Raw genomic sequence first — 25114 nt, forward strand, 5'->3', positions numbered from 1 at the left:
AACCATCGAATGCCGCCAGGCGGTACGACGTATACAATCTTGGCAAAAGGATCTCCTGTGGAACAATATCGAGGCACCACCATTCTTTCGGCCCGCCGCAACGGCAAAGTCGTAATCGGCGGCGATGGTCAGGTCAGCATGGGCAATACCGTGATGAAGGGCAACGCGCGCAAGGTTCGGCGCCTGTACAATAACAACGTGTTGGCGGGATTTGCCGGCGGTACTGCTGACGCGTTCACGCTATTTGAACGTTTTGAAGCCAAGCTGGAAAAGCATCAGGGCAACCTCACCCGCGCCGCGGTGGAGTTGGCCAAAGACTGGCGCACCGAACGCGCGTTGCGCCGCCTGGAAGCGCTACTAGCCGTTGCTGATAAGGACGCCTCCCTGATTATCACCGGCAACGGCGATGTGATTCAGCCGGAAAACGACCTGATCGCCATTGGTTCCGGCGGACCGTTTGCCCAGTCCGCCGCCCGCGCCCTGCTGGAGAACACCGAACTCTCTGCCCGCGAAATAGTCGAAAAAGGGCTCAACATCGCCGCAGATATCTGCATATATACCAATCACAACCAAACTATTGAAGAACTGGATTGCGCCTAATGTCCAATATGACCCCCCGTGAAATTGTCGATGAATTGAACAAACACATTATTGGCCAGCAGGACGCCAAGCGCGCGGTTGCCGTTGCTCTTCGTAATCGCTGGCGCCGCATGCAGCTTGACAGCGAACTACGTGCGGAGATATCACCCAAAAACATTCTGATGATCGGCCCCACCGGGGTCGGTAAGACCGAAATCGCACGACGCTTAGCGAAGCTTGCAAGAGCCCCATTCATTAAGGTTGAAGCAACCAAGTTTACCGAAGTCGGCTATGTTGGCAGGGATGTCGAATCCATAATCCGTGATTTGGCCGACAGCGCCATCAAAATGATGCGCGAAGAACAAATGAACCGCATGCGTAGCCAGGCAGAAGATGCCGCCGAAGACCGTATCCTGGATGCATTGATCCCCCCCGCCCGGGATCAATGGGGCAACAACGACGAAAAGCCGGATGAATCGTCCACCCGCCAGATGTTTCGTAAAAAACTGCGCCAGGGTGAACTGGACGAAAAAGAGATTGAGATAGAAGTATCGGCTGCCTCCGTCGGTGTTGAAATCATGGCACCGCCGGGCATGGAAGAAATGACCAGCCAACTGCAAAATATGTTTTCCAATCTCAGTACCGGCAAAAAGAAAAAGAATCGCATGAAAGTGGCCGACGCCTATAAAATCGTGCGCGACGAAGAAGCCGCCAAGCTGGTCAACGAAGACGAGCTCAAAGCTAAAGCGGTGGAAGCCGTTGAACAAAACGGCATCGTGTTCCTGGATGAAATCGACAAGGTGGCGAAACGCTCTGAAACCTCCGGCACCGATGTGTCACGGGAAGGGGTTCAGCGCGACCTGCTGCCGCTTATCGAAGGTTGTACCGTCACCACTAAATACGGCCAGGTGAAAACCGACCATATTCTGTTTATCGCCTCCGGCGCATTTCATCTTGCCAAGCCCTCGGACTTAGTACCGGAATTGCAAGGCCGTTTACCGATCCGCGTTGAACTGCAGGCGCTGACTGCCGATGATTTCGAGCGCATCCTGATCGAGCCGGACGCCTCACTCACCGAACAATACAAAGCGCTGATCGAAACCGAAGGTTTGAATATCAATTTTGAAAAAGACGCGATCCGGCGTTTGGCGGAAGTGGCCTTTCAGGTCAATGAAACCACCGAAAATATCGGTGCGCGGCGCTTGCACACCGTGATGGAACGCTTGCTGGAGGAAATCTCTTTCACGGCATCGGACATGGCCCTGAGTAGCGGTAAGAATCCGTTTATCATCGACGCTGCGTACGTCAATGAACGCCTGGGCAACCTGGCCGGCGACGAAGATTTAAGCCGCTACATTCTCTAATCACAGACTCAGGATCATCATGACCCCCACGCCCTCTGAAATAAAGCTACATACGGAATCCAAGGAAATGGAGCTGGTGTACGACGGCGAAAGTCATCGCCTTAGCTACGAAATGCTGCGGGTGCTGTCGCCCTCTGCAGAAGTCCAGGGCCATGGCCAACCCATTTTGCAACATGGCAAAAAAATGGTGACTATCCGCAATATCGAGCCTATCGGTAATTACGCAATCAAAATCACGTTCGATGATGGTCATGATTCCGGGTTGTACTCGTGGAGTTATCTGCACAAACTGTGCGTTGAGAAAGCACAGCTTTGGGCAGATTACCTGAACCAGTTGGAAAAAGCCGGAAAGTCCAGGGGATCTGCGGTTATCGGTAGCTGGAAGCCCGATTGAATCCAGGACCGACCACAACCGAAATCAACACCGCCACCCTCAAGCGGTGCCGTTCAGAATTGAGTTTCTAACCTAAGTCACTGTCAGACATGTAATGTGTCCGGCATTGTCAATAACCTTGCTTTGCCCTCCAGCCGACCGTACAATCGAAGCCGCTACGATTTCGACTTAACAGTCACGCTCAATCCCAGTAGCATCATCAAGCTAACCTGGGTCTTATCGGGTGAATTTTCGTCAGCAGGCTACAATGGCGATAAGTACTTTAGATTTTTCTTAAAACCCTTTCTCAATCCGATTAGTTGTATCGAATCATGCTGCCCAAAACCGTTCTCCTGCCCTGGCAGGCGCTGAAATCCAATACCCGCTCGGCCTTTATCCGACCGGCCAACAATGTGGACTACATTGACGGATTGCGCGGTTTATCCTGCCTTGCCATCCTGCTTTACCACAGCTTTTTTCTGAGTTCGATTTACCTGCCCTTCGAGGAATTCGACCAATTCGTCAAAAGCACTCCGGGTTATCTCACCTGGATCTGGGGGCTGGATAAATCGGTCGATGTGTTTTTTACCATCAGCGGTTTTCTGATCGGGCGATTGTTGTTTCTGGAATATCGCAAGCACTCGACTCTGGACCTGAAGACATTCTATTGGCGTCGCTATCTGCGGCTAACACCGGCTTACCTATTTGCAATAGGGGTATTTTATCTTCTGGCACCCGCGTCCATGTCGGCCAACCTCTGGGCCAACTTACTGTATGTGAATAATTTTTTGCCATTGGAAACCATGTCCATGAGCTGGACCTGGACACTGGCCGTGGAAGAACAGTTTTATCTACTTTTCCCTTTGCTGTTGCTGTGGCTGATCCTGCCTTCCGGACGCCCCTTATTCTGGCTGTTGGTCCTGTTTTTGAGTTCCTCGCTGATCATCGCGGTGGTGAGTTTCCTGGATCAGAGGATCTGGCATTGGACCTACGCCGAAGCCTTTAGCAGCAAAGAAAACATCGTTCATTATTTCGATCGTATCTACGTCAACATCTACACCCGATTCGGGCCGCTGGTCGCGGGTGCCATCGTCGCCTATCTACACGTTCACCACAGCCCTGCCGTTGATCGTTTTTTACAAAACAGGGGACGCAAGACCACACTAACCCTAATCGCCCTACTCATTATCGTGGTCGGCATCTTTATGAACGGGAACAAACACTGGCTGGGGGATTCTGTCTGGTTAAGCCGGATTCAGCAACTTACAGACCGCAACCTGTTCGCTATCGCATTGTGCTGGATAATCGTGATCTGCGGCGATGCCGGGTTGGCTGGCCGGACTTTCCGCGCCTTGCTGGGTGCGCGCCTCTGGTATCCGTTTGCCCAATTTTCCTACACCCTGTATTTGTTCCATTACATGCTGGCGATCCCCCTGGTCGGTTCGGTAATCAAAACCGTTCAGGCCAATCTACGTACGGAAGGCATGGTCGACCACCATTGGATGCTACTGACCTTCGCAGTGCTCCTCCTGTGTACTTTGCCCATTTGCTATATCACCTATGTACTGATTGAAAAGCCGTTTATGAATCTGCGGGGCAAAGGCAAGCAGCAAAACAAACCGGCCCGCTCCGTTGCGGCACCTTCAGAATAGACCTTGTGTGCGTTTGTATCCTCGGCAACGCCGCGCCGGGGCTAGTCTACGGAAACGCGATAGGTCTTAAGCAAGCCGCCAAAAGTGAGCACCACCCGGGCCAGAGAAACAAAAGAGTTGGGTATAGTAACGCGCAGATCGCGCATTTTATCCATCACCAGCGCCAATACATCAGTGGCTTCGTGGTTACGCAGGTTTTCTTTCAGCACCAGCTCTGCGACTTCTTCAAACACCTGCTGATCCCGGGCAACAAAACCGGCTTTACGGAATAACTCGCTTAACGGCTCATCCACCTGGAGCTTGCCGAACAACACCTGCAGCAGCACTGCGTAATTCTGTGTTTCTTCCGGGGTAAGTTCGCCAATGGCCCCGTAATCCAGTACCGCCACCCGATCATCCTCCATAACCAGAAAATTACCCGGATGCGGATCCGCATGGTAAATACCGAACACGGTGATCTGCTGGACATAGCAACGCAACATCTCCCGCAATAACCCTTCCGCTTTCGCCGGATTCTTATTCAGATAATCCGTCAGACGTGTGCCATCGATCCATTCCGTCACCAACACACGGCTCGTACTGAGCTGCTTGTGCATCGCAGGAACATGAATCAACGGAGGGTGCGGTAAGGCAGCAAACTTTTGCAGATTGGCTTCCTCTGTCAGGAAATCCAGCTCGCGCAGAGTCATGGAAACAATCTGATCTATAACCTGTTTCAAATCAAACTGGCTGACCAGAACTGAACCAAAAGTGCCCAAGGCTTTGAACACCATTGAATCCTGTTTAAACAATTTTCGTGCTTGCGGTAACTGCACTTTCACTGCAACGGCCTCGCCGGACTTAAGCACAGCCTTGTGCACCTGGGCGACCGATGCCGCCGCGACCGGTTTATCGCTGAACTCTGCAAACTGATCCCGCCAGCGAGGCCCCCATTCGCGTGTCAACACCTGATCAATTTGGTCAAACCCAACGGGCTTCGCGTCGTCTTGCAGCTTCTCGAGTTCGGCAACGTATTGCATTGGCAGAATATCGGAGCGAGAGCTAAGAAACTGGCCGAATTTAACCCAGATTGCGCCATTATCATGGAACAACTTCGTCAATTTCTGCGCGCCTTTAAAATGGGTTTGAGCCAGGAGTTTACGCTGTTCAAGAGGAGGCAGGTCAGTCGCCTGATTGCGGTAACTGCGGTAGGATTGCTCAATTTCGAACCCCACCCGGGTGGCCGTCAAATACCGTTCACTGCCGGTGACCACGGAATTAAACCTGCTGTATAGATCATTTAGCATAAGCACTGTGATTCTTTATTCTTATGGTTTGCACGGAATATAACGAATCTACGGCAATTATCTAGGGATTAATAGTGTCTGTTTGTATAGCCTTAGACGGTTAGCTTGGGCGCTGATGGTGCTGCCAGCCTTGCTTCTGATTCGCGAATCCGCGAAGATAGCTTCCGCAGCTGGAGGCCCCTGATGTCTAACGAAAAAACCACTCATTTCGGCTATAAAACCGTTCCCACCCAAGAGAAGCAAAAATTCGTGGGTGAGGTCTTTCACTCCGTCGCAGGCAAGTACGATCTAATGAACGATCTGATGTCGATGGGCGTGCACCGGTTATGGAAGCGCTACACCATAGAAATGAGCGGAGCACGACCAGGGCAGACGATACTGGATCTGGCCGGCGGCACCGGCGACCTGACCATGAAGTTTTCGCGCATCGTGGGCGATTCCGGCAGAGTGGTGTTATCCGACATCAACTCGTCCATGCTACAGGTCGGACGCGACAAGCTGCTTGACCACGGTTACGCCGGCAATATCGAATATGTGCAGGCCAACGCCGAAAGCCTGCCCTTCGCGGACAACAGCTTCGACTGCATAACCATCGCCTTCGGTCTGCGTAACGTCACCGACAAACAAACCGCCCTGGAATCCATGACCCGGGTACTCAAACCAGGCGGCCGCTTACTGGTGCTGGAATTTTCCAAACCCACCAACCCCACCTTTGAACGCATCTATGATCGCTACTCGTTTAGCGTACTGCCCTTTATGGGGCGACTGGTGACTAACGACGCCGAAAGCTATCGTTACCTGGCGGAATCGATCCGCATGCATCCGGACCAGAAGACGTTGAAACACATGATGCGCAAAGCCGGGCTCGACCGGGTCGATTACCACAACCTGACCGGCGGCGTCGTGGCTTTACACCGGGGCTTCAAATACTAATGGACCCCCATCGCCAGTCACTGATACCGGTATTTCTGACACAACAGTTAGAGCGCACGGCCAATCGCACTTTAATGTATGCCCCCGTTACCCGGATGCAGTTGGTAAAATTAAAAGGGAGAACACTGGCCCTGGAGCTGGAAAAGCCGCACTTCCCTCTTTATTTGGAGGTGGGAAAGCGCCAACTGCGCTTTCAAAGCCGATGGGATGCCCCTGCAGATGTTACGATCCGGGGCCCGGCCTTATCGTTATTGCGGCAAATGAGCCACCAGGACAATACCCCTGCGGACCTGATGAAACTGGGCATAGAGATCGACGGTGACCAGCAACTAGCGCAACAATTTCTGGTGATCCTGCGGGATCTGGATATGGACTTCGAAAGCCTGCTGGGCGATGTAGTCGGCGATGTCGCTGCCCACCAGATCAGCACCGTGGCGCGGGTCGGGTTAAGCTGGTTTCGCAGTACCGCCAAAACCGTACTGCAGCAATCCAGACACTTACTGGTCGAAGAACAGGAGTGGCTGATTTCACCGCAGCTATTTCGCCGCTTTCGCAGCGATGTGGAAGAGCTTAGAGAGGGCAGTGACCGACTCCAGGCACGCCTAACACGCTTTCAAAGCCGCCTGCAAAGCAGAAACGAGAACCCGCTAAACCAGGACAAAGCCGACTCTTGAGACGATTATTCCGATTACTCACCATATATGCCGTGTTCGCCCGCTATCGACTGGATGAATTGCTGCCCGACCACGCTGCCAGCGGAATCGTAAAATTCTTCATTCGCTTGCACCCTGCAGCCTGGACGGCGTCCACCCAAGTTCACCCCTGGGGCAGGCTAAGGCTGGCGCTGGAACAACTGGGGCCGGTGTTCATTAAATTCGGCCAGCTGCTGTCCACCCGTCACGACTTACTCCCGGAAGAAGCCATAGGCGACCTGGCCAATCTGCAGGACAACGTGCCCCCGTTCGGCGAACAAGCGGCTTTTGACATCATTGAAGCTGAGCTGAAAGGCACGACAGAAGCGCTTTTCGGGCATCTGGAACGCACACCGCTGGCCTCAGCCTCGGTAGCCCAAGTCCACGCAGGCAGCCTTAAGGACGGCCGGGAAATTGTCGTTAAAGTAATCCGCCCCGGTATCGAAACGCTGGTGCAGCGAGATCTGGCACTGTTACTGACCGGCGCACGCTGGCTGCAAAAAATAGTCCCGGAAACGAAACGTTTTCACCCGGTTCAGGTGGTCACGGACTACCGACATATTTTATTAGGGGAATTGGACCTGGGGCAGGAAGCCGCCAACGGCGCCCAGTTCCGTCGCAACTTCGCAGACTCACCGGTCCTGTACGTGCCGGAAGTGCACTGGAATTTGAGTACCAACAAGGTGCTTACCATGGAGCGGGTTTACGGTGTACCCGTATCCGACACCCAGTCCATGCTGGCTGCCGGAGTCAGCCTGGAGCATCTGTCTGAGCTTGGCGTAGAGATCTTTTTTACCCAGGTATTCCGGGATAATTTCTTTCATGCGGACATGCATCCCGGCAATGTTATGGTGTCCCTGAAAGATCCGCAGAACCCACAATATCTGTCCCTGGATTGCGCCATTGTCGGCTCCCTCAGCAAACAGGAGCGCTTCCTGCTGGCCCGCCAGCTCATGGCACTGCTGGATAAGGACTACGAACAGATTGCCATTTTAATGGTGGAAGCTGGCTGGGTGCCGCAGTCTACCCGCATCCATGAATTCCAGAATGCGCTGCGAACCGTGCTGGAACCGGTATTGGAAAGGCCACTCAATGAAATCGAATTCGGCCCCATTCTGATTCGCCTGTTCCAGACCGCCAGACGCTTTGAAATGCAGGCCTTACCCCAGTTCATGCTGTTGGAGAAAACCCTGATTCATGTAGAAGGATTGGGGCGGCAGCTATACCCGGAGCTGGATATCTGGGAAATCGGCCGCCCTTTGCTGGAACAATGGCTCAGGGATCAAATCGGCCCCGGCGCCATAATGCAGACCATCAAGCGGAACGGCCCGGCCCTGATCGAACAAATTCCGCATATTCCGAAATTAGCCTGGGATGCGCTGCAAGAGATGCGTAAACTCAGTGAGAACCAGCAAAAGTTGCTGCAGCAAGTTGAACAAGGCCACCTGAAACAGCTGCGCCGTGATCGCATCATCACATTGCTCGGCCTGATTGGCTTAGGCGCAGGACTGAGTTGGGGCTTTAATCCGCATTGGTCTCTGAGCTGGAGTGAGATCCCGCTGGGGGCCTGGGTGATATCAGCCCTGGGGGCGTCCCTGATTCTGACCCGCTTGCGGTCCAACCCTGATGATTGATAACGTATTGGCCAAAGAGTGACGTTGGTCCAACCAATCCATTGACTTCCCTTGTAATATATCTATGAATGACATACTAGTGGCACTGGACAAAGTGCTCGAAGAACGAAGACAATCCGAACCGGAAAGCTCCTATGTATCCGGGCTCTATCATAAAGGCCTGAATAAGATACTGGAAAAAGTCGGAGAAGAAGCAACTGAAACCCTGCTGGCGGCAAAAGACGCCGAACTCAGTCAATCCTATGACGATGTGATCTATGAAACCGCAGATCTTTGGTTCCATAGCCTGGTCATGTTGCATAAGCTGGGACTGTCTTCCACGGATATAATGAAAGAACTAGAGCGGCGCTTTGATCTATCCGGTTTAGCCGAGAAAGAAAGTCGCTCAAAATAAAACAAATAAGACAGGAGTAACCCCATGGGTTTTGGCGGAATCGGAATTTGGCAATTATTAATCGTATTGGCAATCATCCTGCTGATCTTCGGCACCAAACGTCTACGTAATCTGGGTGGCGATCTGGGTGGTGCAATCAAAGGCTTCAAAAGCGCCATGAGTGACGAAGAGAAAAAAGCGGAAGAAGCCCGGCAAATAAAAGAAAACGCTGAGGGTGACGTGATTGACGCCACCGCCGAGAAGAAAAAAGACCAAGTCTGACTGAGTAACCGACACGATGTTTGATATTGGCTTTTTTGAATTGGTGCTACTGGGCATCGTTGGCCTGCTGGTGCTGGGCCCTGAGCGCCTGCCCCACGCCATCCGCATGGGCAGCGCCTATATGGGTAAAATCCGCCGCGCAGTAATGAACGTGCGGGAAGAGTTTGAGCGTGAAGTCAACATGCAGGAAATTCAGCAACGCATCAAACAACAAATGGATGAGTCCGGTATCACCGAGGCCCATAAATCCCTACAGGATCTGAAATCCGGTGTAGAAAGCCAGCACATCCTGCCACCGGATCCAAAACCGGCGGCGGCCAAAGCAGAAACAGACCCTGATACCGCACATAATCCGACGCGGCCCGAAAACGAAGCGGAACCGTTACCGGAAACCACCCCACCCCGTCCGGACAAAGAATCCCCCAAAGCATGAAGAAGTTACCGCCTCCCGACACCACCGACTCCAACCTGACGTTGATCGGGCATCTGGTAGAACTGCGCCAGCGGGTGATGAAATCGCTACTCGCGATATTGATTGTGTTTCTGGCACTGATTTATTTTTCCAATGACATTTACGAACTGGTTTCCAAGCCAATTCGCGATCAACTGCCAGCCGGCACCACGATGATCGCCACGGACATCACATCAACGTTTTTCGCTCCGTTCAAACTGACGTTGGTGGTCGCCTTCTTTTTAGCAATGCCGGTTGTGCTGGGCCAAGCCTGGCGCTTTATTGCTCCGGGGCTGTACGATCATGAGCGCAAATACGCCGTGCCGCTGCTGGCCATGAGCGTGTTGCTGTTTTACGGCGGCATTGCCTTCGCCCACTTTGTTATTTTTCCGCTGATTATGAATTTCTTTGTTCTGGCGAGCCCGGAAAACGTCACCGTGGCACCGGATATTGCGTCTTACCTGACCATCGCCCTGAAGTTATTCTTCGCCTTTGGCCTCGCCTTCGAAATTCCGATTGCGACCATGCTGTTAATTTGGAGCGGCATCACGGATGTCCAGGATTTATCCAAAAAACGGCCTTATGTCATATTATTCTGTTTTGTCTTTGGTATGTTACTGACTCCACCGGATCCGTTTTCACAGTCCATGCTGGCTATTCCCATGTGGTTACTGTTTGAGGTTGGATTATTGCTAGGCCGTGTGGTAAAAAAGCGCGGTAACGAAAGTGGCAATGAAAACGACGATTTTATTGAAAACAAATCCGATTAAAAGCAGGGTTCTGAATAGTTGAAGCACCGAACACGGCCGCCCTATAAAATTCTAATACTGCTATTAGGCTTCTGGCTGGTGTCTGCCCAGACGCTGGTGCTCGCGCACGATTCCACCCACGCTGTTCATATCCACAAACAAATTTGTGACGATCTGGGGGCCATCGGCGGCAACCTGCTGGGTGTCGCCCCCGACTTCACGCTGCCCGATCCGGAACCAACCCCTCCGTTATACATCCTACCCCCTGAGTATCTTAGCGGCTATCAACTCACACTGGCTTACCAATCCAGAGCGCCACCGTCCTTCACATAAGTCACGACATCCTGCGGGCTCAAACCCGCCATAACGTTGCTTCCATTCAAAAGGCAACACACTCTTATATGTGAAGGAGCTTCTCATGCTCAAGTTAAACACTGCCGGCTATTCGGCGGCTGCACTTTCCTGCGCCACTTTTTTCTGCCTTGATATCAATGCCCACGCCGAAACCGGCAACATCAGCGGCAATCAATTTAACCCTGCCATCAGTTTGATTCTGGACGGCCGCTACAGCCAATATCACGATGATTTTGAATTACCCGGTGTGATTGTGGGTCCCGAAGCGGAATTGCCTGCCAACGGCTTCAGCCTGGGGCACTCGGAGCTCACCATCAGTGCCAATGTCGATGATGTGTTCTATGGCAGTACCAGCCTGGCGTTTCACGAACACGATGGCGAAACCGAAGTGGAACTGGAAGAAGCCTACCTTGAAACCCTTGGGCTCGGGCACGGTGCCAGCATTAAATTTGGGCGCTTTCTGTCGAACATCGGCTATATGAACAGCCAGCACGAACACGCCTGGACTTTTTATGACGCCCCCCTTATCTACAACGCCCTGTTCGGAAAAGCGTTGTATGACGACGGTGTGCAACTGCGCTGGCTGGCACCCACTGACGTCTACCTGGAATTCGGCGCTGAGTTCAGCCGAGGCGAACGCTTCCCGGGGGGCACCAGCACCAAAGGCAATCAGGGCCGTGCCCTGTTCGCTAAAATCGGCAGCGACCTTGGCAATAACGCCAGCTGGCAATTGGGGTTGTCATCCTATACCACCGCCTATGATCAACGTAGCAGCGAAGACCACCACCACGAGGAAACCGATCACGAAGCGGAATTTCTGCTGCAAAACGGCGACGTACAGATCAGCGGAGTAGATGGTGTATTCAAGTGGGCGCCCACCGGCAACCCGCAACACCAACAGTGGGTATTGCAAGCAGAATACTTTGAAAAAGACGAAGAGGCCGAGGCCCGGCTGGAGGAACACTCCGATGCCGGAGACGCGTCTATTCTCAATCAATACGATGGCGTACTGTCAGGCTACTATGCCCAAATCGGCTATCGGTTTCACCCGCAATGGCGCACCGCCATACGTTATGAAGCGATCGAACCCGATAATCAATTCACTGTTTTGCAAAGCGACGGTATCGATCCGGATGAGTTTCTGGAAGAAACGGAACTCGGCAGCGACGAGACCATCACCCGCAACAGCATCATGCTGGAATACAATCACAGCGAATTTTCCCGCATACGTTTGCAGTATAACCACAGTGACTGGAGCGAGGATCGCGACGATCTATGGTTAATTCAATACACCATGAGCCTGGGCAGCCACGGCGCTCACCAATATTAACCGTGCAGACCGTTGCGCAACGACCAATTAAGCAAGGAAACCGCACAATGAAAACGTTGATTGTATCGATCTGCCTGCTACTGCCATCAATGGCCTGGGCAAAATTAAATGTATTCGCCTGCGAACCTGAGTGGGCTTCACTAACACAACAGCTGGGCGGAGAGCGGGTGAACGTATACAGCGCCACCACGGCGCAGCAGGACCCCCACCACGTAGAAGCACGCCCTTCGCTGATTGCTAAAATACGCAACGCCGATCTGGTTGTGTGCAGCGGTGCAGAGCTGGAAACCGGTTGGTTACCGTTGCTACTGCGGCGATCCGGTAATCCAGCGGTTCAGACCCGACAACCCGGTTATTTTGAAGCCGCCATGCAGGTAGAAAGACTGGAAATTCCGAAAGCCTTGGATCGCTCAATGGGGGATGTACACGGTGCCGGTAGCCCGCATGTGCACCTGGACCCGAACCGTCTGCATACCATTGCAGCAAAGCTATCCCAACGTTTGGCGCTGATCGATGAAGCCAATGCAGCGGCTTACCAGGCGCAGTGGCAAGAGTTCTCGCAACAATGGCGACGCAAGATCAGCCAATGGGAGCAACAGGCAATAAAATTGTCCGGCAAGAAAGTCGTGGTTTATCACCAGGATTGGGTGTATCTGAATCATTGGTTGGGGATACAACGGGTCGCTACCATCGAACCCCGGCCGGGGGTGCCACCCAGCGCTGCAGACCAAAAGCGTTTGCTTGAGCAATTACAAACGCAACCCGCGGATGCAATTGTCATAGCCGCTTACCAAAATGACAAAGCAGCACGCTGGCTTGCCGATAAAACCGGGTTGCCGGTGATTCAGCTGCCCTACACCGTAGGCGGCGACGAGCAAAGCACGGATCTCACCGCATTAATGGATCGTACTGTAACGCTGCTGAACGGGATACAGCGGTGAACCTAAGCGATTGGACTTTTCTAATGCCGGTGTTTCTCGCCGGCATTGTGGTGGTCTTATCCCACGTGCCGCTGGGACAAGAAGTGGTAAAGCGCGGGATCATTTTTATTGATCTGGCGATCGCCCAAATTGCCGGAGTCGGCGTTATTGCCGCGCGGCTGCTGGATGTGGACAGCGCCTGGGGTACTCAACTTTTTGCTGCCGGTGCCGCCCTGATTGGTGCGCTTATTTTGGTGTTCACCGAGCGCAAACTGGGACGCTACCAGGAACCCCTGATCGGCATCCTGTTTGTGCTCGCTGCCAGCCTGGGATTGTTGCTGTTGTCTCATGATCCCCACGGCGGTGAAGCCTTAAAAGAAATGCTTTCCGGCCAGATTCTGTGGGTTACCTGGCAGCAGGTCGCTGTCAGCTCCGCTGTTCTGATGTCGATTAGTGTGGTCTGGATGCTATTCAGAAAACGCCTGGGCCACGCGGGTTTCTATCTGCTGTTCGCCCTGACAGTGACCACCAGTGTGCAACTGGTCGGCGTCTATCTGGTGTTCGCCAGCCTGGTGATCCCGGCTTTAGCCATGCGCAATGTCGCTGAACGGAAGTGGCGCGCCGGGCTCTATTGGGGCTGGGGAATCGGCATACTTGGGTACGGGGCCGGGCTCACACTGTCTTATCACTTTGACATTGCGACCTCGCCACTGATCGTTTGGGCGTTGGCAGTATGTGCTTTGGCAGGCTTTTTTATCAGTTCAAACAGCGCTAGGTTTCCAACAAAAAAGTGACAGGACCATCGTTCGTTAACGCAACTTTCATGTCTGCTCCGAATTGACCACAGGCTACCGGGCTCATCGCGGCACGAGCCGTGTTAACAAAATATTGATACAGCGCCTCGCCCGAACCGGCAGAGGCGCCACCAGAAAACCCGGGGCGCAATCCTTTGCGGGTATCGGCAACCAAAGTAAATTGCGACACAATCAGTAAACCGCCACCCACCTCCAACAATGAGCGATTCATTTTGCCGTTATCGTCATTAAATATTCGGTAGTGCGTGATACGGTGCAGCAACTTATCGGCTCGGGCTTCGTCGTCGTTTTTCTCCACCCCCAGCAGCACCAATAGGCCCTGATCAATGGCGCCTATTGTATTGCCCTCGACTTCAACGGATGCCTGTGACACCCGCTGGATCAAACCTTTCATAACGCTCCTGCTCGGGCACTGCATCAGACCATCATCACCGTGCGCTGCTTACCTACGCCCGGCTGTTTTGTTTACGTGCCATTTCATCGGTTGCTTTGATCAGGGCATCGACGATGCCCGGTTCCATACTGGCATGGCCCGCATCACGAATAATGCTGAGCTCTGAATTTGACCAACTCTGATGCAGCTCCACCGCTTGTTCGATGGGGCAAATCATGTCATAGCGGCCATGCACAATGATCGACGGAATATGGTCGATCTTAGGCATATTTTGCAGAATTTGGTTTTCCTCAATAAATCCGTTGTGCCTGAAATAATGCACTTCCATTCTGGAAAGGCTCAATGCCGTATGACCATCAACAAAAAGCCCTTTCATTGCCGGGTTAGGCCGCAAAGTAGCGCACGCCCCTTCCCACGCCGCCCAGGCTTTTGCTGCCGCCATGCGCTGCAGTTCGTTATCGCCGTTCAACATCTTGTCGTAAGCTTGCAGAATATCGTCACCGCTGTTCAGCCGGAGCGCCTTCAGCAATTCATTCCACTGATCGGGGAATATCCGGTTGGCGCCATCGCGATAGAACCAATCTATGTCGCGTTTACGACATAAGAAAACACCTCGCAGGATCATTCCCGCTACCCGCTCTGGATGAGCCTGGGCGTATAGCAGCGCCAAAGTGGAACCCCAGGAACCGCCGAACAAAACCCAGCTTTCAATACCCAGCAATTCACGGATGGTTTCTATGTCATTGACCAAATCCGGAGTGGTGTTGGTCTTCAGGCTGGCATGGGGAACCGAGCGCCCGCAGCCGCGCTGATCAAACAGGATGATCCGGTATTTTTCAGGATCGAAGAAACGCCGGTGATAAGGCTCACAGCCGGCGCCGGGGCCGCCGTGCAGAAACAGCACCGGAATCCCTTGCGGGTTGCCGCACTCCTCCATGTGGATCCGATGAGGCATGTCGACAATGATGCTATGTTCTTTATAAGGTTTTATGTCAGGGTACAGTACCTGCATTCAAATCTACTCCACCAGGGTATTGCCCTACTGTAGCTGAATGGGGCAATTGCTGAAAGCAATTAGCCCGGGGAATGGTCACAATGCGGACAAATCCCTGACTGCATCACAGTGTAATGGCGCTGGATAATCTAAAATGCCCCTACTCAGGCATCCCGAGTTCCTTGATGACAATCGAATCCGGCGCTTGCTAAACCGGCCAAAAGCTATCTTAGTATGCCCGAAACCGTTAATCGGTCTGGTACGAAATGTCGGGCCAATTTACATTCGATTCAATCAGAGGTTCTGCTCCCTGACAGCACGCCGCTTTGTATAACAACCGGAACTATCTATTATAAAAACCCACTAACAAGCCGTCGTCAGGATGCCTGATTCACACACCTCAAAGATCAAGACCGGAGAACACCCCATGGTTACAGCTTTACGTTCCATCGCTTTGTTTACAGCGACCTGCCTATTATCGACGGCTGCACTGGCATTTAACGATGATCCGGAACCAACAGTACCAGCAGATCCATCACCCCCGTCCAGCGGAGACTCTGCATTCCCGGCGGTGATCGACTTTTCCGCTGACGGCCCCTATCGCACCACAAAATCCAGCGGTGGAGACTGTACTATCTATCATCCGCGCACCTTGAGTGAAAACGGCGTCCGCCACCCTATTATTGTCTGGGGAAACGGAACCGGAGGAACACCGGACACTTATCGGGAATTATTAAGCCACTTTGCCAGTCACGGTTTTGTTGTTGCAGCAGCCAATACTGAAGACGCTGGCTCAGGCGAAGAAATGATCGATTGCCTGAACTACCTAACCGAGCAGAATGCGCGCAATTCCGGCACCTTTGCCGGCACCCTGGATTTAACCAAAGTGGGTGCGGCCGGCCATTCCCAAGGGGGCGGTGGCACACTCATGGCGGGGCGGGATTCACGTATAAAAGCCACAGCGCCATTTGAACCCTATGTGCTGGGCCTGGGCCATGACGCGACCTCGCAAGATCAACAACATGGCCCCATGTTCCTGATGGGTGGCAGTTCCGACACCCTGGTAAACACAGACCTGAATCAGGATGTCGTTTTCCGGGTCACTAACGTGCCTGTGTTCTACGGTATTTTGCAGGGTGCCGGCCACTTTGTTCCGGTTGGCGATGGCGGCGATTTCCGCGGACCAGCAACCGCCTGGTTCCGTTATTATCTGATGAGCGACCAGAATGCAGCTGCGTTGTTCTTAGGCGATAATTGCCAACTGTGCATCGACCGCAACTGGGAAGTTCGCAAAAAAGACCTCGATTAAGGAGTTTTGTACCCGGAGAGGATCGCACGTACCCGGGCACAAACCGATATTAAGATTCAGGATGGATCGCTTAACGCTATGAACTCAAGTACACACCAAAAACAATATAAACTACTTATTCTGGCTCTTACCGCATTAATGACGATGGCTTTGCTGGCCCTCACACTGTGGCCCGCATCACCCGAGCCGGGCAAGAGCGCGGAGCCACTAGCCGAAAGCCCGGACCCGGCAGCCCCGGTGGTTGCTGACTACTGGCAAGACAACGCGGAGGTTGAGACCCTGGCCGACGCTGCTGATGCGCCAGCTACAGCGTCCGCTTCATCCGAGCGAATGGACTTGCCCACCCTGGACCCCATTTCAATTCAGCAGCAATTGTTGAAAATCAAAGTGGATGAAAACGGCGATGTTATTCTGGATCGGGACGCCAGCAACCGTCTTGCAGCCGGCTTTCAGAATGTACCCCTTCCACTTGACCCAAAACTGGTCAAAGACCTCGAGCACACCATCACTCAATCTCTGCCCTCTCCCCTTGGCGAACAAGTAGCCGAAATTGTTGCGGATTATCATGATTATCTGGTCGCCATGGAAAACGAATCCGCCATGTTCGGGACCCCTCAAAATATTGAAGAACACCAACAACGCCTGGAGCAAAAGATAGAACTTCAGGCCGTCATCCTGGGTGAGGCAAACGCACGCAAGCTATTCGGTCAGGAAAATACCGATCAGATGTTTATGTTAAAAGGCATGGAACTCGCCACCAACCGGGAACTGACACCCGAACAGCGTAAGGCCTCTCTGGATGAGCTTGCTGACCAGCGACAACAGATAAAACCCGCTATCAATAACTGGGACGCGCGCTACGAGCAGTTCGAACGCAACCGGGAAGCAATCCAGGCAGCCGCCCTTTCCGGCATCGATAAAGCCCAGCAAATTAAATCTCTTTATAAGCAATCCTTCGATTTGGCCGAACGTGCACGCATAGAAGAGCTGGGAACACTGAGCCTGAAGTAAATTTGGGTTTTTGACATAAAACAGCCCGAAAGGAGCCAAATTCGTGGCAGTTTTCTCACTCTGTGAATAGTTTACAAACTGAAGAATATTTACACATTTCTCCGTATACCCAACTAGAAAATTACCCAGTAGTATGACAAAGTGCTTGCTTTGCCGAAGCTGGTGTTTATTGGGGCTCCCCTGGAGCAAACATCAGATGAGAGGGATTACTGCAATCCCCCCGGCTTACATAGAATCTATAAATCAAGCGCGCACGCTTGTATACCGGCCCGATAAAAATCGTCGTGTGGGTCGTGTAGTACTGCAACCGGATTTGCATCAGATTGCAGCTAGGCAGAGGACTAAACGCCTGATCGCTGCTTTGTGCCAGGCAAGCCTTTGAACAATTAATTACCTCCAGAGCAACTTGGTATGAAACATATCGATCTGACCGTGCAGAGCCGCATGCTGAACACTGCGGGCCAAAAACGACGCCTTGCCTTTCGGCATTGCCTGACCCGCATGGGCGCATTGTTACTTTGGCTGTGCCTGTCAACAAGCACCCAGGCCCTCACTTTTGAACAGCCGGTTAGCGGGGATGGCACCATTGCCATAGATGCCGAGAATTTCAGCGAAGTCATTGCTTCCCACGACAACGCGCTGTGGATGGTCAGCAGCACTGCCGAGGCCATTACAGGTAGTACCGCTCAGGCACCACTGAGCGCGCAATCACACGCCGATTTCGCCAACAACAATGCCCGCATTGATTACAATATCAACTTCACACAAACCGGCACCTATCATTTATGGATGCGCGGCTACGCCGCCAATGGCACTTCCGACACTCTGTACGTTGGCTTGAACGGAGCGCCGCTTTCAAGCGCCTTTTTCCGTTTCCTGCCCTATAAAACCTGGATATGGACCGATCTGAAACAGGGCGGCAGCTATTTCAGTATCGACATTAATAACCCGGGAGTGCACACGCTTAACCTATGGATGCGCGAAACAGGCACCATGGTAGACCGCATCGTGCTCAGCAAAAATTCAAACTCAACCCCTGCCGGCGACGGCCCCGCCGAAACACCGCACGACGGCGCTGGCAACCCGGACCCTGAGCCGGACACCGTTGCCACTCCCCAGATCGTCCCCAATGGTGGTCTCTTCCAGGGTAGCGTTGAGGTCAGTTTGGCCTCCAGCACGTCGGGTGCTGCCATTTATTACACCCTGGATGGCTCTCAGCCGGATGCCGGGGCTATCGCCTATAACGCCCCGTTCACCCTGATCGATAGCACCCAGGTCCGCGCTATTGCGATACGGGATGGCTACCTCAACAGCGAACAGGTTAGCGTCCAATTCGCCGCGACCGTGAATCAAGCGCCGACCCTGGAATCAATCAGCAATCAAACCGTGCAGGCGGGTAATACAGTCCGCTTCTCAGCCCAGGCCAGCGATGCCGATTCCGGTACTCCGCACCTAGCGGCAAGCGATTTGCCCGCAGGCGCTAGTTTTACTGATCAAGGCAATGGAACCGGGTTCTTTGAGTGGACGCCATCGTCCAGCGACACCGGCCAACACCTGATCACCATTACGGCAACAGACGCGGCTGACGCCGCCCTTGTCGGTCAAACACAGACAACGATCACAGTCGAAACGCCGGACACGGGCACTGGCAATACCGAAGGCGCGGTATTCAACGAATCCGGCGGGCTTGTGGTTATGGAAGGCGAGCACTTTACCAACGTGGCAACGTCGCATGACAACGTTTTCTGGAACCCGATAAATACCACAGAGGCGATCGCCAACAGCGCTGTGCAGGCCCCGCTGAGTGCGCAATCCACTTCGGATTTTGCCAACAATCACGCCCGTGCCGATTACGACATCAGTTTTACTCAAACCGGCACCTATCATTTGTGGATGCGTGGTTACGCTGCTAACGGTGCTTCTGACACCCTCTATGTCGGCTTAAACGGGGCGCCGCTCTCCACCGCCTTTTTCCGTTTTCTGCCCTATAAAACCTGGATATGGACTGATCTGAAACAAGGCGGAAGCTATTTCAGTATCGATATAGAAAATCCAGGGGTGCACACGCTTAATCTATGGATGCGCGAGACCGGCACCATCGTTGACCGCATTGTACTCAGTAAAGATTCCGCACTGACGCCATCCGGAGACGGTCCCGCCGAATCCAGTCGGAACGGCGGGACGGATCCCGCCCCCGATGTTGTAGCTACCCCGACAATCAATCCGGATGGCGGCAGTTTTCAGGGAAGTATCGACGTCAGCATCGCATCCAGCACCCCGGGCGCCACTATTTATTACACCTTGAATGGCAGCCGGCCGGGAACGGGCTCCACCGCGTACAACGCCCCCTTTACTCTCACCGAAAGTGCTCAGGTCCGCGCCATCGCTGTAATGAGTAATTACCAGGACAGCGAAGTGATCAGTGCGCAATTCACCGCGACCATTAATCAAGCTCCGACTCTGGCGCCCATCAACGACCTATCCGTGGTAGCTGGCAACACGATCAACTTTACCGCTCAGGCCAGTGATGTTGACTCTGCTACGCCCACCCTTTCAGCCAACAACCTACCGGCCGGGGCTACCTTCACCGACCTTGGCAACGGGAACGCGCAGTTTGAATGGACGCCCACCGCCAGTGATGTCGGATCGCACCAGATTACCATTATTGCAACCGATGCCACCGATTCCGCACTAACCAGCCAGATACAGACCCACATTCTAGTTGAAGCGCCCGATCCGGGCACCGGCGGTAGCGCAGGCATGACCTTCAATGAATCAGGTGGTCTAGTGGTAATCGAAGGTGAACATTTCAGCAGCGTGAACGCGTCTCATGACAATGTTAATTGGAATGCCATTAATAATAATGCAGCGGTTGAAAACAGTGCCGTCCAGGCTCCACTGACAGCACAATCGACTTCTGACTTCAGCAGCGATCACGCCAGAGTCGATTACAATATTAACTTTACCCAAACCGGTACCTACCACTTATGGATGCGCGGTTACGCTCCGGACGGCGCATCCGATACGCTCTATGTGGGTCTCAACGGTACACCACTGTCGACTGCCTTTTTCCGTTTCCTACCCTACAAAACCTGGATCTGGACGGATCTGAAGCAAGGCGGAAGCTTTTTCAGTATCGATATCAACAGCCCCGGCGTGCACACCCTCAACTTGTGGATGCGCGAAACCGGGACCATTGTTGATCGCATTGTTCTTAGCAAAGACTCCGCAGTAACCCCCTCCGGCGACGGCCCTGCCGAATCGACTCAAAGCGGAAGCACAGATCCCGACCCGGATCCGCAGCCGGAAACGATCCCAGGCGTAACCCACTACTGGCAATTCAATGACACCAGCAGCACCGTATTTTCAAATCGTGCGGGTGGTTCGGCGCATTGCTCGGATTGCCCTTCCGGCGAGTCTGGACCTTTTGAACAAGCGCTTAGCTTCAACGGCTCCGGTGACATCCTCACAGCCGATTACGATAGCCGGCTGGCCTGGCAAGCAAACAGCAGCATCACGCTCGAGGCCTGGATCAAGCACTCATCCAGCTGCTTAACGGCAGAAACCGTAATCGGACGCAATGATAACCTCAGCGGCATGAGCTGGTGGTTGGGTTGTGACGATGGCAAAGCCGCTTTTTTCATGTCGGATTCGTCCGGCAACAATAGCGGACTATTAAGCGGCACCAGCACCATCGATGACAACCAATGGCATCATATCGCCGTTGTTAAAGATGGCTTTGACCAGGAAAACCGGCTCTACGTTGACGGCCAACTGGAAGCCATACAAAGTGCCTCGTATGCCACCACGTTCATGGGCAACAGCACGCCGCTCACCGTGGGTGGCCTGCTGAACGCACAATCCAACGCTTATTTTTCCGGTCAAATAGACGAAGTTGCCATCCACAACCGTGCTTTGCCACCGAAAACCCTGAGCCAGCATCATGCCGATGGCGATATCGGTTTACAGCGGGGGCTGATCGGCTGCGATGGCGGCATCGATGTGATGCCCCTGGGCGACTCCAACACCCGGGGCAATGGTTCAATTCCCCGCTATAGCTACCGGCCCTACTTATATAACAGCCTGGATGTAGCAGGCTATGATCTGGATTTCATTGGCAGCTTGAGCGAGAGCTATCCCGTCGGTTTTCAATACGATCACGACCATGAAGGGCACAGTGGCTTCACACCAAAACAGATTGCCAATAATGTAATCAACTGGTTATCGCTTGCTACACCGGACGTCGTTTTGTTGCACATTGGTACAAATGAGCACAATGTCCCAGATGTCGAAACGATTTTGGATTACATTGACCTGGTTGACGAGGACATCATCGTTGTACTGGCCAAAATTATTAACGAATCGGTTTACAATCCGGCCACCAGCGAGTTCAACAATCAACTTGAAGCCATGGCGCTGGCCAGAACCCACGATAAGATTTTAATAGTGGATCAAGAGCCCGCGCTGAATTATGTCGATGATATGGACGATAACCTGCACGCGAACAATGCCGGGTACGCAAAAATGGCGGACGTTTGGTACCAACCGCTGAGTGAATTTCTTCCAGTCTGCAAGCCCACGATCCCGCAGGTATCATCAGCCAGTACCCATACCGTCGATATAGGCGAAACGCTGACTCTGGCGATGGATCACGTAGGGTATCCGCAGCCGACTTTCAGCCTGCAAACACGTCCGTCAGGCATGAAAATCAATCCGGATACAGGGGTGATCAGCTGGACACCCGCCGCTAGCGGAAGTTATGCGGTGGTAGTGAAAGCAGAGAACGGTGAAGGTCAGGGTTCGGTAGGTTTTTCAATCGTTGTAGAGTAAAATTGCACGCCCTGAAAAAGGGGCTTTTTTTTGATGGCACGCGGCGTTAGTCAACCGCTGTGACGCTACAGTAGTGATTTTTTTGAAAAGGTCAGGTCCGGAAACATTATGTATTATTTGCAAAATGGAACAGCATTTAAAGCGGTATTATCTGCAAAATTAAAATTCATCATTTTAATATTAGCCGGTACTCTGGCACTGGTTGGCTGTAAGGACAGTGTCGAGCCCAGCGGAACGACCAATCCGCCCCCTAAAGACACCGGCAACGAAACTGTGGCAACCCCGGTTATTAATCCAGGCAGTGGCAGTTTCGAAGGTAGTGTTGAAGTCACGATCACCTCGACTAACACCATCGCAACTATCTATTACACCCTGGATGGCACCACCCCTTCCACAGGGTCTAGTGTTTATCGCAATCCGATCACCTTGACCGAGAGCGCTACAATCAAAGCTATGGGGGTTATGACCGGAGCGAACAACAGCAATGTGGCGACGGCGAGTATCACGGTGACACCGGTCGACCCTGAACCCACTCCGGACAACAACCCACCAACTCTTTCGGCCATTCCTAATCAATCAGTGCAAGCTGGCGCCACCATCGCTTTTACGGCCCAGAGCGCAGACCTGGATGGAACCATCCCCGCACTAACCATTAGCGGCGCTCCTACTGCTGCAGTATTTACTGATCTGGGCAATGGCAGTGCAAGCTTCGAGTGGGTGACCACAACCAGTGACGTTGGTGACTACACGGTTACCGTCACAGCAACCGATGCGACCGACCCGACTCTCAAAGCGACAACAACCGCAACACTCAACGTAACTTCGGATCCGGTGACCACCGTCAGCCCGCCCACAATCAACCCTGATGGTGGCGAGTTTACTGATACCGTTGATGTGGCCTTAACATCCTCAACTTCCGGAGCAGCCATTCGCTACACGTTGAATGGAGATGCGCCCAGCGCCACCTCGACGCTATACACTGGGCCGATACCGCTTACTGAAACAACTACAATCAAAGCCGTTGCGATTGTCGGTGCGCTCAGCAGTACCGTAACGGAAGCAACCTTTACCGCTACGCCGCCAACCGACAACGCCCAACCACAAATAAACGCCATCGACGGCCAAAGCGTTGAGGTAGGCACACTGCTCACATTTGATGTAGTCGCAACCGATGCGGACGGAACACCGCCATCGCTGACCGCGGATACCCGCCCCCAGGGCTCGGACTTTGTTGATCAGGGTAATGGAGAAGCCACTTTTAGCTGGACCCCCAGCGCATCCCAGATCGGTTCGCACACCGTCGAAATAGTTGCAGCAGATGCGGTCGACCCTGCTTTAACCGGCAGTATTAGCGTCACCATTACCGTTACAGCCGCGAATACCACGCCCCCCCCGGGCGGCGAAATTGACGGCGTAAGCCATTACTTTCAATTTAACGAAGGCGACGCGACCAGTTTTGCTGATTACATCGGCGGTAGCGCAACCTGTACCGATTGCCCGGATGGCGTGGTAGAGGGCTCCTTTGGTTTTGCAGAGCAGTTTAACGGCACATCGCACTTGCTCACCCAAACCTACGACGATCGACTTGCCTGGCCCGCTAATGCCAACGTTTCCGTCGAAGCCTGGATAAAAATAGATTTGAGCTGCGCCACTCCGGAAACTGTAGTTGGCCGTATCGATGAAAGCGGCCAAACCCAATGGTCTCTGGGCTGCAGCAATGGCAAAGCCGCCTTCGATATGACCGATAGTGCAGGTAACACAGCCTCATTAAACGGAATTAAGAATATTGCCGACTCTCAATGGCACCATATCGCGGCGGTAAAAAGCGGCGACACGGTTACGCTGTATGTGGACAACGTGGAAGAAGCCACCCAAACGGTCGCGTTCAGCGGTGATTTTATTGGAAACAACGCGCCGTTAACCATCGGTGGTTTAACCAATGGGGCTAACTTTACCGGCACTCTCGACGAAGTCGCAGTGCACAAGGTGGCATTAACCCTGGCACAGGTAAAACAACATTTTGGTGACGGCAATATCGGCTTGCGCCGGGGCTTGCTTGGCTGTGAAAGCAACGTCAAAATCATGCCCATGGGTGACTCCATCACTCGGGGTACAGGCACCAGTCAGCGCCACTCCTACCGCCCATACTTATTCAAAGACTTGACAGATTCCAACTACGACGTCAACTTTCTTGGCTTTTTTGACGACGGCCTAACTGTTCCCGGAATCACCTATGAACATCGGGTTTCTGCGGTAAGTACGAAGTCTGCAGCCTTCGTCAACAGCAATGTTCCAAAATGGATTGATTCAACTCAAGAAAACCCAGAACGTAACACAGCACCAACGCCGGATATTATACTTCTGCATATTGGCACTAACGATACCGATATTGATGGAAACCCAATCTCTGTTGAAGAAAACGTGAGCAATGTACAAGCTTTGCTTAACAGCATCGACGGTTTTGAAGAGTTTATAGATCAGGAGATCGTGGTCGTGCTGGCCAAAATCGTTAAAGACATTACTGACAGCGCCAGCGAAGCGAAAACCAGCAATTTTAATAATCAATTGGAAGCTATGGCATTAAGCAGAACTGACGACCGCCTGATTCTGGTCGATCACGAAGACGCTTTGGATTACACCACCGACATGGACGACTCGCAGCACCCTAACAATGCCGGATCTCAAAAAATGGCAAATGTCTGGCGCGCCAAACTGAGTGAGTTCCTACCCGTCTGCACACCCTAGCCCACCCCAATAGGCGGCAAGCAAAGATCCACCGGGCGCATTAA

The 25114-nt window shown here is 53.0% G+C and carries 22 protein-coding genes; 19 read left to right on the forward strand and 3 right to left on the reverse strand.

The genetic code is table 11. From position 1 onward, the window contains the following. Nucleotides 1-9 precede the first annotated feature (9 nt). The 4 genes from hslV to FT643_RS13400 all read left to right on the forward strand — a co-directional run bounded on the left by hslV (nucleotide 10) and on the right by FT643_RS13400 (nucleotide 3968). Nucleotides 10-600 (forward strand): ATP-dependent protease subunit HslV, encoded by a 591-nt coding sequence (hslV, locus tag FT643_RS13385; RefSeq protein ID WP_156871902.1) that lies wholly within the window; start codon nucleotides 10-12, stop codon nucleotides 598-600. After that, nucleotides 600-1943 carry an HslU--HslV peptidase ATPase subunit gene (hslU, locus tag FT643_RS13390; RefSeq protein WP_156871903.1) on the forward strand — a complete coding sequence of 448 codons (1344 nt, stop codon included), beginning with the start codon at nucleotides 600-602 and terminating at the stop codon, nucleotides 1941-1943. The genes hslV and hslU overlap by 1 nt, the downstream gene beginning before the upstream one ends. 19 nt (nucleotides 1944-1962) lie before the next feature. Next, complete coding sequence (locus tag FT643_RS13395; protein WP_156871904.1) at nucleotides 1963-2337, forward strand: gamma-butyrobetaine hydroxylase family protein; 375 nt, start codon at nucleotides 1963-1965, stop codon at nucleotides 2335-2337. 311 nt (nucleotides 2338-2648) lie between these two features. Beyond that, nucleotides 2649-3968: an acyltransferase family protein gene (locus tag FT643_RS13400; RefSeq protein ID WP_156871905.1), complete on the forward strand. Its 1320-nt coding sequence runs from the start codon at nucleotides 2649-2651 to the stop codon at nucleotides 3966-3968. Nucleotides 3969-4009: 41 nt separating this feature from the next. Here the strand turns inward: FT643_RS13400 and FT643_RS13405 are convergent, their stop codons facing one another. Beyond that, on the reverse strand, nucleotides 4010-5254 hold the full coding sequence (locus FT643_RS13405; protein WP_156871906.1) for an ABC1 kinase family protein: 1245 nt from the start codon (nucleotides 5252-5254) through the stop codon (nucleotides 4010-4012). Nucleotides 5255-5437: 183 nt separating this feature from the next. On the opposite strand from FT643_RS13405, the gene ubiE reads away from it, so the two are divergent. The 11 genes from ubiE to FT643_RS13460 all read left to right on the forward strand — a co-directional run bounded on the left by ubiE (nucleotide 5438) and on the right by FT643_RS13460 (nucleotide 13766). Beyond that, nucleotides 5438-6187, forward strand: coding sequence for a bifunctional demethylmenaquinone methyltransferase/2-methoxy-6-polyprenyl-1,4-benzoquinol methylase UbiE (ubiE, locus tag FT643_RS13410; protein ID WP_156871907.1), 750 nt, complete (start codon nucleotides 5438-5440; stop codon nucleotides 6185-6187). Further along, complete coding sequence (locus tag FT643_RS13415; protein ID WP_156871908.1) at nucleotides 6187-6861, forward strand: ubiquinone biosynthesis accessory factor UbiJ; 675 nt, start codon at nucleotides 6187-6189, stop codon at nucleotides 6859-6861. Before ubiE ends, FT643_RS13415 begins: the two co-directional genes overlap by 1 nt. Further along, nucleotides 6858-8513: a 2-polyprenylphenol 6-hydroxylase gene (gene ubiB / locus FT643_RS13420; RefSeq protein WP_156871909.1), complete on the forward strand. Its 1656-nt coding sequence runs from the start codon at nucleotides 6858-6860 to the stop codon at nucleotides 8511-8513. Before FT643_RS13415 ends, ubiB begins: the two co-directional genes overlap by 4 nt. A 64-nt stretch (nucleotides 8514-8577) precedes the next feature. Next, nucleotides 8578-8907 (forward strand): phosphoribosyl-ATP diphosphatase, encoded by a 330-nt coding sequence (locus FT643_RS13425; RefSeq protein ID WP_156871910.1) that lies wholly within the window; start codon nucleotides 8578-8580, stop codon nucleotides 8905-8907. A gap of 24 nt (nucleotides 8908-8931) precedes the next feature. Further along, nucleotides 8932-9168 (forward strand): Sec-independent protein translocase subunit TatA, encoded by a 237-nt coding sequence (gene tatA / locus FT643_RS13430; protein ID WP_156871911.1) that lies wholly within the window; start codon nucleotides 8932-8934, stop codon nucleotides 9166-9168. A 16-nt stretch (nucleotides 9169-9184) separates the two neighbouring features. Beyond that, entirely contained in the window at nucleotides 9185-9601 is a 417-nt protein-coding gene (gene tatB / locus FT643_RS13435; RefSeq protein WP_156871912.1) for a Sec-independent protein translocase protein TatB, read from the forward strand. Beyond that, nucleotides 9598-10389 (forward strand): twin-arginine translocase subunit TatC, encoded by a 792-nt coding sequence (gene tatC / locus FT643_RS13440; RefSeq protein ID WP_156871913.1) that lies wholly within the window; start codon nucleotides 9598-9600, stop codon nucleotides 10387-10389. Before tatB ends, tatC begins: the two co-directional genes overlap by 4 nt. A gap of 18 nt (nucleotides 10390-10407) precedes the next feature. Beyond that, nucleotides 10408-10701, forward strand: a complete 294-nt coding sequence (locus tag FT643_RS13445; protein WP_156871914.1) for a hypothetical protein — start codon at nucleotides 10408-10410, stop codon at nucleotides 10699-10701. An 85-nt stretch (nucleotides 10702-10786) separates the two neighbouring features. After that, entirely contained in the window at nucleotides 10787-12052 is a 1266-nt protein-coding gene (locus tag FT643_RS13450) for a porin (protein WP_156871915.1), read from the forward strand. A gap of 47 nt (nucleotides 12053-12099) precedes the next feature. Beyond that, on the forward strand, nucleotides 12100-12993 hold the full coding sequence (locus FT643_RS13455) for a metal ABC transporter substrate-binding protein (RefSeq protein ID WP_156871916.1): 894 nt from the start codon (nucleotides 12100-12102) through the stop codon (nucleotides 12991-12993). Beyond that, nucleotides 12990-13766: a metal ABC transporter permease gene (locus FT643_RS13460; RefSeq protein WP_198043527.1), complete on the forward strand. Its 777-nt coding sequence runs from the start codon at nucleotides 12990-12992 to the stop codon at nucleotides 13764-13766. Before FT643_RS13455 ends, FT643_RS13460 begins: the two co-directional genes overlap by 4 nt. Here the strand turns inward: FT643_RS13460 and dtd are convergent. Together dtd and pip are read right to left on the reverse strand one after the other, a co-directional pair. Continuing rightward, a complete protein-coding gene (gene dtd / locus FT643_RS13465; RefSeq protein ID WP_156871917.1) occupies nucleotides 13744-14181 on the reverse strand; it encodes a D-aminoacyl-tRNA deacylase in 438 nt (145 codons plus the stop codon). The genes FT643_RS13460 and dtd overlap by 23 nt on opposite strands. A 52-nt stretch (nucleotides 14182-14233) precedes the next feature. Then, entirely contained in the window at nucleotides 14234-15193 is a 960-nt protein-coding gene (gene pip / locus FT643_RS13470) for a prolyl aminopeptidase (protein ID WP_156871918.1), read from the reverse strand. A 409-nt stretch (nucleotides 15194-15602) separates the two neighbouring features. On the opposite strand from pip, the gene FT643_RS13475 reads away from it, so the two are divergent. The 4 genes from FT643_RS13475 to FT643_RS13490 all read left to right on the forward strand — a co-directional run bounded on the left by FT643_RS13475 (nucleotide 15603) and on the right by FT643_RS13490 (nucleotide 25070). Then, nucleotides 15603-16484: an alpha/beta hydrolase family protein gene (locus FT643_RS13475; RefSeq protein WP_156871919.1), complete on the forward strand. Its 882-nt coding sequence runs from the start codon at nucleotides 15603-15605 to the stop codon at nucleotides 16482-16484. A gap of 78 nt (nucleotides 16485-16562) precedes the next feature. Then, the gene (locus FT643_RS13480; RefSeq protein WP_156871920.1) at nucleotides 16563-17495 is read left to right on the forward strand and encodes a lipase secretion chaperone; all 933 of its coding nucleotides are present in this window, start codon (nucleotides 16563-16565) and stop codon (nucleotides 17493-17495) included. Between the two features lie 411 nt (nucleotides 17496-17906). Beyond that, nucleotides 17907-22325, forward strand: a complete 4419-nt coding sequence (locus tag FT643_RS13485) for a chitobiase/beta-hexosaminidase C-terminal domain-containing protein (protein ID WP_156871921.1) — start codon at nucleotides 17907-17909, stop codon at nucleotides 22323-22325. 108 nt (nucleotides 22326-22433) lie between these two features. After that, nucleotides 22434-25070 (forward strand): chitobiase/beta-hexosaminidase C-terminal domain-containing protein, encoded by a 2637-nt coding sequence (locus FT643_RS13490; protein ID WP_156871922.1) that lies wholly within the window; start codon nucleotides 22434-22436, stop codon nucleotides 25068-25070. Nucleotides 25071-25114 lie beyond the last annotated feature (44 nt).

It is taken from the genome of Ketobacter sp. MCCC 1A13808 (genome assembly GCF_009746715.1).
In the GTDB taxonomy this organism is placed as follows: Bacteria; Pseudomonadota; Gammaproteobacteria; order Pseudomonadales; family Ketobacteraceae; genus Ketobacter.

Bases quoted from the DNA above. Each gene is read 5' to 3' on its own strand.
- hslV (WP_156871902.1), top strand. From the start codon at position 10: ATGCCGCCAGGCGGTACGACGTATACAATCTTGGCAAAAGGATCTCCT.
- hslU (WP_156871903.1), top strand. From the start codon at position 600: ATGTCCAATATGACCCCCCGTGAAATTGTCGATGAATTGAACAAACAC.
- FT643_RS13395 (WP_156871904.1), top strand. From the start codon at position 1,963: ATGACCCCCACGCCCTCTGAAATAAAGCTACATACGGAATCCAAGGAA.
- FT643_RS13400 (WP_156871905.1), top strand. From the start codon at position 2,649: ATGCTGCCCAAAACCGTTCTCCTGCCCTGGCAGGCGCTGAAATCCAAT.
- FT643_RS13405 (WP_156871906.1), bottom strand. From the start codon at position 5,254: ATGCTAAATGATCTATACAGCAGGTTTAATTCCGTGGTCACCGGCAGT.
- ubiE (WP_156871907.1), top strand. From the start codon at position 5,438: ATGTCTAACGAAAAAACCACTCATTTCGGCTATAAAACCGTTCCCACC.
- FT643_RS13415 (WP_156871908.1), top strand. From the start codon at position 6,187: ATGGACCCCCATCGCCAGTCACTGATACCGGTATTTCTGACACAACAG.
- FT643_RS13425 (WP_156871910.1), top strand. From the start codon at position 8,578: ATGAATGACATACTAGTGGCACTGGACAAAGTGCTCGAAGAACGAAGA.
- tatA (WP_156871911.1), top strand. From the start codon at position 8,932: ATGGGTTTTGGCGGAATCGGAATTTGGCAATTATTAATCGTATTGGCA.
- tatB (WP_156871912.1), top strand. From the start codon at position 9,185: ATGTTTGATATTGGCTTTTTTGAATTGGTGCTACTGGGCATCGTTGGC.
- tatC (WP_156871913.1), top strand. From the start codon at position 9,598: ATGAAGAAGTTACCGCCTCCCGACACCACCGACTCCAACCTGACGTTG.
- FT643_RS13450 (WP_156871915.1), top strand. From the start codon at position 10,787: ATGCTCAAGTTAAACACTGCCGGCTATTCGGCGGCTGCACTTTCCTGC.
- FT643_RS13455 (WP_156871916.1), top strand. From the start codon at position 12,100: ATGAAAACGTTGATTGTATCGATCTGCCTGCTACTGCCATCAATGGCC.
- dtd (WP_156871917.1), bottom strand. From the start codon at position 14,181: ATGAAAGGTTTGATCCAGCGGGTGTCACAGGCATCCGTTGAAGTCGAG.
- pip (WP_156871918.1), bottom strand. From the start codon at position 15,193: ATGCAGGTACTGTACCCTGACATAAAACCTTATAAAGAACATAGCATC.
- FT643_RS13475 (WP_156871919.1), top strand. From the start codon at position 15,603: ATGGTTACAGCTTTACGTTCCATCGCTTTGTTTACAGCGACCTGCCTA.
- FT643_RS13480 (WP_156871920.1), top strand. From the start codon at position 16,563: ATGAACTCAAGTACACACCAAAAACAATATAAACTACTTATTCTGGCT.
- FT643_RS13485 (WP_156871921.1), top strand. From the start codon at position 17,907: ATGAAACATATCGATCTGACCGTGCAGAGCCGCATGCTGAACACTGCG.
- FT643_RS13490 (WP_156871922.1), top strand. From the start codon at position 22,434: ATGTATTATTTGCAAAATGGAACAGCATTTAAAGCGGTATTATCTGCA.